Consider the following 9320-nt stretch of genomic DNA (forward strand, 5'->3'; position numbering starts at 1 on the left):
ACAACCCCATTTACAATTGAAACTGCGGAACCCAGGCACGGCGGATCGCAGTTTCAATTGAAACTGCGGCTCGGGACGGAACGAGAACGGCTCCTCCGCGGGTGTGCGGAGGAGCCGTTCGTCGTCAGGGGGCTGGGATCAGTTGGCGTTGTCCAGGTCGGTGGCGACCAGCTGGGCAACGTGGTCCAGGGCTGCTTCGGCGCCGTCGCCGGCTGCTTCCAGGACCACCTCGTCGCCGAAGGCCGCACCCAGCGTCATCAGGCCGAGGATGCTGCCCGCCTCGACCGGCTCGGTGCCGTCCTTGCGGATGGTGATCTTCACCGGCTGCGCCGAGGCGGCCTTCGCCACCAGGGCCGCGGGCCTGGCGTGCAGACCCACCTTGCTGGCCACGGTGACCCGTCGCTCGAACATTGAGCTCTCCGTTCGTCGGGGGTTTCGGGGGGAAGGGGCGCGCCGGGGATCAGGTCTGGTCGGGGCCCGACTTGGCCTTCTCACCGGAATTATCCGCGCCGTTGTCGGCCGTGTCGTTGTCGTCCTCCTCACGACCCGGCGTGCGCAGGTTCCACTTCGTGATCACGAACCGGAACACGAAGTAGTAGATGACCGCGTAGCCGAGCCCGATCGGGATCAACCACAGCGAGTTCTTCGAGATGCCGAAGTTGAGCACGTAGTCGATGGCGCCCGCGGAGAAGCCGAACCCGCTGTGGATGTCCAGGAAGTTGACCAGCGCGTGCGCGCTACCGGTGAGCAGCGCGTGGACCAGCAGCAGCGGCCAGGCCACGAAGATGAACGAGAACTCCAGCGGCTCGGTGATGCCGGTGAGGAACGCGGTCAGCGCGGTCGAGAGCATCACGCCGCCGACGATCTTGCGCTGCGAGGGCTTGGCGCACTGCCAGATGGCCAGCGCGGCGGCGGGCAGGGCGAACATGAAGATCGGGAAGAAGCCGGTCATGAAGGTGCCCGCGGTGGGGTCACCGGCGAAGAAGCGGGAGATGTCGCCCTTCTCGCCGTGGTAGTCGCCGAAGAGGAACCAGACCACGTTGTTCGGGATGTGGTGCAGGCCGAACGGCAGCAGCAACCGGTTGACCACGCCGTAGATGCCGCCGCCGATCACCGCGTTCTGGGTGACCGCATTGCTGAAGGCCGTCAGACCGGCGTCGAAGATCGGGTAGAGCAGGCCCATGACGACGCCGATGACCAGCATGCTGACCGCGGTGACGATCGGCACGAACCGGCGGCCGCCGAAGAAGCCCAGGTAGGCGGGCAGCTTGATGCGGTGGTACCGCTGCCACAGCCAGGCCGCCACGAGACCGGCGATGATGCCGCCGAGCACGCCGTAGGGGCCCTTGTTGTACACCTTGTCCGCTTCGGTGCCGGTGATCTTCCACATCACGCCGGACAGCACCAGGTACCCGACGGCGGCGGACAGCGCGGTGGACCCGTCGGCCTTCTTCGCGAAACCGATCGCGACACCGATCGCGAACAGGATCGGCAGGTTGTCGAACAGCACGCCGCCCGCGGCACCGACCACGTCGGCGACGGGGAGCAGCCAGTGCACCTTGCCACCGAGACCTTCGGCGCCGAGCAGGTCGTCCTGGCCGATCCGCAGCAGCAGCGCGGCGGCGGGTAGGACGGCGATCGGCAGCATCAGGCTCCGGCCCAGGCGCTGCAGCTGGGCGAATCCCTTCTTGTTGCCGCTCGCCGCTGGGGCGCTGGCACTCATCGGTTACCTCCTGTGTCGTGGACACCGAGTCGTCGGGGGATCCGGCTCCCCATCACGCGGGCCGGATGGTCGGACGGTGGTGGCCGGTCCCGCTCGGATCGCGGTCCAGCTGCATGGTCACCTGGTACAGGTCGCCGCGGTACCAGGAAGTCATGTCCTCGATCGGTCGGCCCTGCGCGGTGGCGATCCGGCGGAACACCAGGACCGGGCTGCCCGGGCGGATGCCGAGCAGCCGCGCGGTGTCGGCGTCGGCGCCTTCGGCCAGCACGGTCTGGGTGCCGGTCTCCAGCTGCACGTCGTAGTGGCGGTCCAGCAGGGTGTACATCGAGTCGGTCAGGTCCCGCTCGAGGAGGCCGGGCAGCAGCCCGGCGTGGTACCAACCGCGTTCCACCGCCATCGGGGCGCCGTCGGCCTTGCGCAGCCGGTGGAGCCAGTGGGCGGTCTCGCCGGGGGCGAGGTCGAGCGCGGTGGCGGTGTCCTCGGGCGGGACCGCTTCGGCGGATTCCAGCAGCACGGTCTCCGGGCGCATGCCGCGGCGCAGCATGTCCTCGGTGAACGACGCGAGGTGCAGCTGGGAGTCCACGCGGGGCCGGGTGGTGAAGGTGCCCTTGCCGCGCACCCGCACCAGCAGTCCTTCGGCGACCAGCTGGCCGACGGCTTCCCGCACGGTCAGCCGCGAGACGCCGTAGCGGACCGCGAGGTCGCGTTCGGACGGTACCGGGGAGCCGGGCAGCAGCTCGTCGCTGGCCAGTTCGCGGAGGATTTCCCGCAGCTGGGCGTGCTTGGGCGTCGGACCGTCGCGCAGCACGCTCTCAGCGCGTCGACTGTCGTCTGCGGTTCCCCGCGCGGCCACGTTGCCTCCACCGGTCTTGCTTCTTCGCGTCCGGTGCCTTGTGAACACCGGTCACCGGGTTGAACATTGGCGGATCACCACCGCGTTCGCCCGGTGCTGTTGACCGGCGGCACCCAGTTGGTACTGTCCGGTCTAAACCAGTCGGTTGCGAACAATGCGCCGTCATGCGATCGGGTGTCAAGGCGGCTTCGATTTCGTTGCCGCATCGACACCGAGTGGCGCAAGATCTTCGCGGCGCGGTCGGTCCGCGTCGTTGGTTCGGAGGAAGGGAGCACGCGGTGGCTCAGGACAAGGCCGCGGCGATCCTGGCCGCGCTCGGCGGCGAGGACAACGTGGTGGAGATCGAGGCGTGCATCACGCGGCTTCGCTGCGAGGTCGAGGACGGCTCGAAGATCGACGAAGCGGCGCTGAAGGCGGCCGGGGCGCACGGCGTGATGGCGCAGGGCACCGTGGTGCAGGTCGTGGTGGGTCCGGAGGCGGACACGCTGGCCGAGGACATCGAGGACCTGCGGTGAGCATCGAGGTCGGCAGCCCGGTGGCGGGCCTGGCCACCGGGCTGGCCGAGGTCCCGGACCCGGTGTTCTCGCAGGCCATGGTGGGTCCGGGCATGGCGGTGAAGCCCACCGGCGGGCGGGCCGACGCGGTCGCGCCGATCGCCGGCACGGTGGCGACGCTGCACCCGCACGCGTTCGTGATCGCCTCGCCGGGCGGCGCGGCGGTGCTGGTCCACCTGGGCATCGACACGGTCAAGCTCAAGGGCGAGGGCTTCGACCTCCACGTCGCCAAGGGCGACGCGGTCGAGGCGGGGCAGCGCATCGTCACCTGGGACCCGACCGAGGTCGAGTCCCACGGCTACTCGTCGATCTGCCCGGTGATCGCCCTGGAGGTGAGCCCCGAGGCCCTGGCCGACGTCCGCGAGGACGGCCAGGTCGTCCCCGGCGACGCCCTCTTCTCGGTCGACGCCTGAATTTCCCCCGACCAGGGGTTCGGTGAAGGGGCCTTCGAGCAACGCGCTCGGAGGCCCCTCCACTCGTTCCGGGGATCACGACATGCGGAGGTTCCGGGGTTGGATGCCGGGGATCCCGGGGTGTCGGGGCGATCTTGGGCGAATGGTCGTCGTGATCGGGATCGTTGGCGGTGCGCTCGGGTTCGGTGCCGGGTGGCTGGGGCGGCTTGTGCTGGGCGCTGTGCGACGGGGCGTGGCGGCGCCTCGGTTGTGGTGCGAGATGGCAGTCGCGGTGTTGTGGGCCGTGGTGGCCGTGCGCGTTGCGACTGGGATGCCCTGGTGGTGGGCGGGGGTTCCGCTGCTGCTGGGGTGGGTCGGAGTTCTGCTCGCCGTGTGCGATGTGCGGGCTTATCGGTTGCCCGATGTGCTGACGTTGCCCGCTTATCCGGTTGCGCTGGTCTTCATCGCGGTTGCGGCACTGCACCGTCCAGGGGTGTCGGCCGGGGCTGCGGGCGGGTTGTTGCTGTTCGGCGGGGTGTATGCGGTGGTGCGGTTGATCTCGCCCGCCGCGTTGGGGCCCGGCGACGTGAAGCTGGCGGGAGTGCTGGGACTGGTGGTGGGCGCGGTGGCCGTGGGAGCGGTGTTGGCCGTGGTGGTCGCGGCGGCGCTCTTCACGCTGCTCATGGCTTCCTGGCGGGGGCGCGGGGCGGTACCGCACGGGCCTGCCGCGCTCCTGCCGGCGTGGCTGGTCACCGCCTTCGCACCGTGGGTGTGACCAGGGACCCCCGGCCGGGTTCACCGGCGACCGAACGTGGCAGGATCTATGTGTGCTGCGCTGGATGACCGCTGGAGAATCGCATGGCCCCGCCCTGGTGGCGGTGTTGGAAGGCATGGTGGCCGGAGTCGAGGTGACCTCGACCGACATCGCGACCCAGTTGGAGCGCCGCAAGCTCGGCTTCGGTCGCAGCCCGCGGATGAACTTCGAGGCCGACGAGCTCGAGATCATCGGCGGCGTGCGGCACGGGCGCACCCAGGGCGGTCCGATCGCGGTCCGCATCGGCAACACCGAGTGGCCCAAGTGGGAGCAGGTGATGGCCGCTGACCCGGTCGACGAGGACGTGCTGTCCTCGCTGGCCCGCAACGCGCCCCTGACCCGCCCGCGCCCCGGTCACGCCGACCTCGCCGGCATGCAGAAGTACGGCTTCGACGAGGCCCGCCCGGTGCTGGAGCGCGCGAGCGCCCGCGAGACCGCTGCTCGCGTCGCCGTCGGCACGGTGGCCCAGCAGTTCCTGCGGCAGCTGCTCGGCGTGGAGATCGTCAGCCACGTGGTCAGCCTCGGCGGCGTGGACGCCGAGCACGACGTGCTGCCCGGCCCGGAAGACCTGGCGGCCATCGACCAGAACCCGGTGCGCGCCTTCGGCGATGCCGCGACCGAGCGGATGATGGCCGAGGTCGACGCGGCGAAGAAGGACGGCGACACCCTCGGCGGCGTCGTCGAGGTGATCGCCTACGGCCTGCCGCCGGGCATCGGCTCGCACGTGCACTGGGACCGCAAGCTCGACGCTCGGCTGGCCGGTGCGCTGATGAGCATCCAGGCGATCAAGGGCGTGGAGATCGGCGAGGGCTTCGCCAACGCGCACCGCCGGGGCAGCGCCGCGCACGACGAGATCTACCCCGACGAGGGCGCGAAGTGGGTCCGCCGCAGCAGCAACCGGGCCGGGGGCCTGGAGGGCGGCATCACCAACGGCGAGCCGCTGATCGTGCGCGCCGCCAAGAAGCCGATCTCCAGCCTGCCGCGCGCACTGGCCACTGTGGACATGACCACCGGCGAGCCGGCGCAGGCGATGCACCAGCGCTCGGACATCACCGCGGTGCCGCGCGCGGCGGTGGTCGCCGAGACGATGGTCGCGCTGGTGCTGGCCGAGGCCGTGCTGGAGAAGTTCGGCGGCGACTCGCTGCCGGAGACCCGGCGCAACGTCGAGGGCTACCTGGCCGGTCTGCGGGAGCGCGCCGAGAAGCGGCAGGCGCACTGATGTCGCCGCGCGCAGTGGTGGTCGGCCCGCCGGGCGCGGGCAAGACGACGATCGGCCGCCTGCTGGCGAAGCACCTCGAGGTCGCGTTCCGCGACACCGACGACGACGTGGTGCGCGCCAGCGGCCGCGCCATCGCCGACATCTTCGCCAACGACGGCGAACCGGTGTTCCGCGCCATGGAGGAAAAAGCCGTCGCGACCGCGTTGCGGGAGCACGACGGCGTGCTGGCGCTGGGCGGTGGTGCGGTGCTCTCCGAGCGCACCCGCGAGCTGCTGGCAGGGCACACGGTGGTGTTCCTGTCGGTCGGGCTCGCTGAAGGAGCCCGGCGGGCCGGGCTTTCCACCGCGCGCCCCCTGCTGGCCGGGGTGAACCCGCGCGCCACCTTCAAGGCGCTGCTGGACGCCCGGCTGCCGATCTACCGCTCGGTGGCCGCGGTGGAGATCGCCACCGACGACGCCGGGCCGGACGAGGTCGTGGCGCAGGTCGTGGCCGCGCTGGCCAGCACCGCGTCCAGCTGATGGAAGACCGCCGGTTCCCGCACCGGCGGTCAGGCCGTTGTGCGTACGCTTTGAACCCTGAACCGCCTTCACCGAAGGGACGATGATGACCGAGCCGGTGCGGATCGGCGTTGCCAGCCAGCAGCCCTACGACGTGGTGGTAGGCCGGGGGTTGCTCGGCGAGCTCGTCGACTTCCTGCGCGACGCATCGGTGGTGGCGCTGGTGCACCAGCCCACCATCACCGCGACCGTCGAGGCGGTGCGCGAAGAGCTGACCGAGGCCGGGGTGGACGCCCACCGGGTGGAGATCCCCGACGCCGAGGACGGCAAGAGCCTGCAGGTCGCCGGGTTCTGCTGGGACGTGCTCGGCAAGGTCGGCATGGACCGCAGCGGGGTGGTGGTGTCCTTCGGCGGCGGTGCGGTGACCGACGTCGCCGGGTTCGTCGCGGGCACCTGGATGCGCGGGGTGCGCGTGGTGCACGTGCCGACCACGCTGCTGGGCATGGTGGACGCCGCCGTCGGCGGCAAGACCGGCATCAACACCGACTCCGGCAAGAACCTGGTCGGGCTGTTCCACGAGCCGAGCCTGGTGCTCGCCGACCTGGCGACGCTGGAGGGCCTGCCGCGCAACGAGCTGGTCGCGGGCATGGCCGAGGTCGTCAAGACCGGGTTCATCGCGGACCCGGAGATCCTGCGGCTGATCGAGGCCGACCCGGAGGCGGCCCTCGACCCGTCCGGCGAGGTGCTGGGCGAGCTGGTGCGCCGGTCGATCCAGGTCAAGGCCGACGTGGTCGCCGCGGACCTGAAGGAGTCGCACCTGCGGGAGGTGCTCAACTACGGGCACACCCTGGCGCACGCCATCGAGCGCCGCGAGCGCTACCGGTGGCGTCACGGCGCCGCGGTCAGCGTGGGCCTGGTCTTCGCCGCCGAGCTGGCGCGGCTGGCCGGGCGGCTGGACGACGAGACCGCCGACCGGCACAAGAAGGTGCTGGACCTGCTGGGCCTGCCCACCAGCTACGACCCGGACGCGCTCGGCCAGCTGCTCGAGGGCATGAAGGTCGACAAGAAGAACCGGGGCGGGCTGCTGCGGTTCGTCGTGCTCGACGGGCTGGCCAAGCCGGGTCGGCTGGAAGGCCCGGACCCGTCGCTGATCGCCGCCGCCTACTCCGCGCTGACCGGTGGCGAGCCCAAGTCCACGGGAGTGCTGCTGTGAAGGTGCTGGTGCTCAACGGGCCGAACCTCGGGCGGCTGGGCAAGCGCGAACCTTCGGTCTACGGCAGCACCACCCACGCCGACCTGGTCGGGATGTGCGAGGCGGCGGGCGAGGAGCTCGGCGTCGAGGTCGAGGTGCGCCAGACCGACCACGAGGGCGAGATGGTCCAGTGGCTGCACGAGGCCGCCGACCAGCGGTGGCCCGTGGTGCTCAACGCCGGTGCTTGGACGCACTACTCGATCGCGGTGCGCGACGCGGCGGCGCAGCTCGAGTCCGAGCTGATCGAGCTCCACATCTCCAACGTGCACAAGCGGGAGGAGTTCCGGCACACCAGCTACCTGTCGGACATCTCGACCGCGGTGGTGGCCGGTCTCGGCGTGGCGGGCTACCCGCTGGCGATCCGCTGGCTGGCCGAGCACGCGAGCGCGTAAGCGCGCCCGGTTCCAGGGGAGGGCGCGGGTGGTGCGGAGGTCGTTGCGCAGGGCGGCCGGGCTGATCGGCGTTGTGCTGCTGGCCGGCTGCACGCAGGTGTCGGGCACGCCCGGCCCTCCTCCGCGCGTCGAATCCGGGGCCCAGCCGGAACGATTGCCCGTCGACCTGCACGTCGGCGCTGATCGCAGCAGTGCCGGCGTGGTGGTCTCGGGTGGCTTTCCGGCGCCGTACAACTACGGGCCGACGGTGCTGCAGGACGGCAGCCAGAACCGGGTGTGGTGGTGCAGCCAGCTGCCGGGGATCGGTCCGCCCGGGGACGACGTCCTGCAGGCCGCGTCGAGCGGCATCGACGGGCCGTACACCGCATCCGGCGCGCCCGCGGTCCCGGTCTTCACCGGCCAGCCAGGCGGTTTCGACGGGATGCACACCTGCGACCCGTCGGTGTTGGAGGTCGGCGGTCGCTACTACCTGTACTACACCGGCGCGGCGGGCGACGACCACGCGCACGGCAATTCGATCGGGGTCGCGAGCAGCCCGGACGGGCTCGCCTGGCAGCGCGAGGCCGGGGGCGCGCCGATCATCAGGCCGGCCGGCGATGCCCGGCGGGACAACGCCTACGGCGCGGGGCAGCCGTCGGCGCTGTACCTGGACGGCTGGTTCTACCTGATGTTCACCGACACCACGGCCGCCGGGGCGGGGTGGAACGGTGCCGGGCAGTTCGTCGTCCGGGCGCGGAACCCGGAGTTCAGCGAGCAGGTCGAGGCGCTGACCGGGGACGGGTTCCGCCCGGCCGGTGGGGCGCGTTCGCGGTCGGTGGTGGACGCCTTCAGCGCTGACTGGATGTGGGTGCCCGCGCTGGACGCGTTCGCGATCGCCCACCAGACGGCGGACGGCACGACGATCACCTTCTGGGACCGCGATTTCACCGGGCACCCGTATCCCGCGGTGCTGATCCCCGGGCCGTGGCAGGAGGGGCCGGGACTGGTCCGCGGGCCCGGCGGAACCGCTCCGGTGTCCACATCGGACCCCTGCGGCACGGTTTCGCTGGACGTCCTGCGGGCCACGGCGTCGCGGCCCTCGCCGACCGACATCCGCCACTTCGGCATCGACGTCACCGGATTCGACGGCTGCGCCACGCCTCAGCGGGCGGCATCGGTCCTCAACGGCTTCGCCGTGCCGTCGCCCTCGCGCACCGTGGACGTGCTGCACGACGGCGGGAAGGTCCGCATCGAGCGCCGATCCGTGGCGGAACTCCTGGTGGCCAGGGTTCTGGACCGCCGGATCACCGCGGTGGACGAGCTCCCCGTGGTCGCAACCATCGGGACCGGGGCGAAGGCGCTGCGCGCCCCGAACGGCGACGTCGCGCTGCTGGACGACCGGGGTCGACTGTGGACGGTCCCGCCGGAGGTCGCGGCGGCCAACGGCTCACCGGTCACCGACGTCCCCCAACCCGAGTGGGACTCACGTCCCCGAGGCGGAGACCTCCGCCGCTGATCCCGTCGGACGGGTCCGCTGGCCTCCGTTGACCGCAGTTTCAATTGAAACTGCGGATCCCACCCACGGCGGATCATAGTTTCAATTGAAACTGCAGACCTCCCGGGGCGACGACGGCTCCGCCGGGGC

Annotated in this window: 11 protein-coding genes; 8 read left to right on the forward strand and 3 right to left on the reverse strand. The window is 71.2% G+C overall.

All coding sequences use genetic code 11. The features are described from left to right. Positions 1–138: 138 nt before the first annotated feature. From ABTZ89_RS30545 to ABTZ89_RS30555, 3 genes are read right to left on the reverse strand one after another with little or no spacing between them, the layout of a single operon-like run. Positions 139–411, reverse strand: a complete 273-nt coding sequence (locus ABTZ89_RS30545; protein WP_270954305.1) for an HPr family phosphocarrier protein — start codon at positions 409–411, stop codon at positions 139–141. Between the two features lie 49 nt (positions 412–460). Next, positions 461–1723, reverse strand: a complete 1263-nt coding sequence (locus ABTZ89_RS30550; protein ID WP_351051188.1) for a PTS transporter subunit EIIC — start codon at positions 1721–1723, stop codon at positions 461–463. Between the two features lie 52 nt (positions 1724–1775). Then, the gene (locus ABTZ89_RS30555; protein ID WP_351051191.1) at positions 1776–2576 is read right to left on the reverse strand and encodes a GntR family transcriptional regulator; all 801 of its coding nucleotides are present in this window, start codon (positions 2574–2576) and stop codon (positions 1776–1778) included. A gap of 278 nt (positions 2577–2854) precedes the next feature. Between ABTZ89_RS30555 and ABTZ89_RS30560 the strand changes: the two genes are divergently transcribed. The 8 genes from ABTZ89_RS30560 (at position 2855) to ABTZ89_RS30595 (ending at position 9191) form a co-directional block, all read left to right on the forward strand. Beyond that, positions 2855–3091 carry a PTS sugar transporter subunit IIB gene (locus tag ABTZ89_RS30560; RefSeq protein ID WP_270953309.1) on the forward strand — a complete coding sequence of 79 codons (237 nt, stop codon included), beginning with the start codon at positions 2855–2857 and terminating at the stop codon, positions 3089–3091. Next, the gene (locus ABTZ89_RS30565; protein ID WP_351051194.1) at positions 3088–3543 is read left to right on the forward strand and encodes a PTS sugar transporter subunit IIA; all 456 of its coding nucleotides are present in this window, start codon (positions 3088–3090) and stop codon (positions 3541–3543) included. The genes ABTZ89_RS30560 and ABTZ89_RS30565 overlap by 4 nt, the downstream gene beginning before the upstream one ends. 259 nt (positions 3544–3802) lie before the next feature. Next, positions 3803–4297, forward strand: a complete 495-nt coding sequence (locus ABTZ89_RS30570; RefSeq protein ID WP_351051197.1) for a prepilin peptidase — start codon at positions 3803–3805, stop codon at positions 4295–4297. A 52-nt stretch (positions 4298–4349) separates the two neighbouring features. Continuing rightward, positions 4350–5555 (forward strand): chorismate synthase, encoded by a 1206-nt coding sequence (aroC, locus tag ABTZ89_RS30575; protein ID WP_270953311.1) that lies wholly within the window; start codon positions 4350–4352, stop codon positions 5553–5555. Beyond that, positions 5555–6073, forward strand: a complete 519-nt coding sequence (locus ABTZ89_RS30580) for a shikimate kinase (protein WP_351051201.1) — start codon at positions 5555–5557, stop codon at positions 6071–6073. Before aroC ends, ABTZ89_RS30580 begins: the two co-directional genes overlap by 1 nt. An 85-nt stretch (positions 6074–6158) precedes the next feature. Then, positions 6159–7265, forward strand: coding sequence for a 3-dehydroquinate synthase (gene aroB / locus ABTZ89_RS30585; protein ID WP_270953313.1), 1107 nt, complete (start codon positions 6159–6161; stop codon positions 7263–7265). Further along, the gene (gene aroQ, locus ABTZ89_RS30590; RefSeq protein WP_270953314.1) at positions 7262–7696 is read left to right on the forward strand and encodes a type II 3-dehydroquinate dehydratase; all 435 of its coding nucleotides are present in this window, start codon (positions 7262–7264) and stop codon (positions 7694–7696) included. The genes aroB and aroQ overlap by 4 nt, the downstream gene beginning before the upstream one ends. 28 nt (positions 7697–7724) lie before the next feature. Next, positions 7725–9191 (forward strand): glycoside hydrolase family protein, encoded by a 1467-nt coding sequence (locus tag ABTZ89_RS30595; protein WP_351051205.1) that lies wholly within the window; start codon positions 7725–7727, stop codon positions 9189–9191. Positions 9192–9320: the final 129 nt, after the last annotated feature.

The organism is Saccharopolyspora sp. NPDC002686 (assembly GCF_040295745.1).
GTDB lineage: Bacteria > Actinomycetota > Actinomycetes > Mycobacteriales > Pseudonocardiaceae > Saccharopolyspora > Saccharopolyspora oryzae.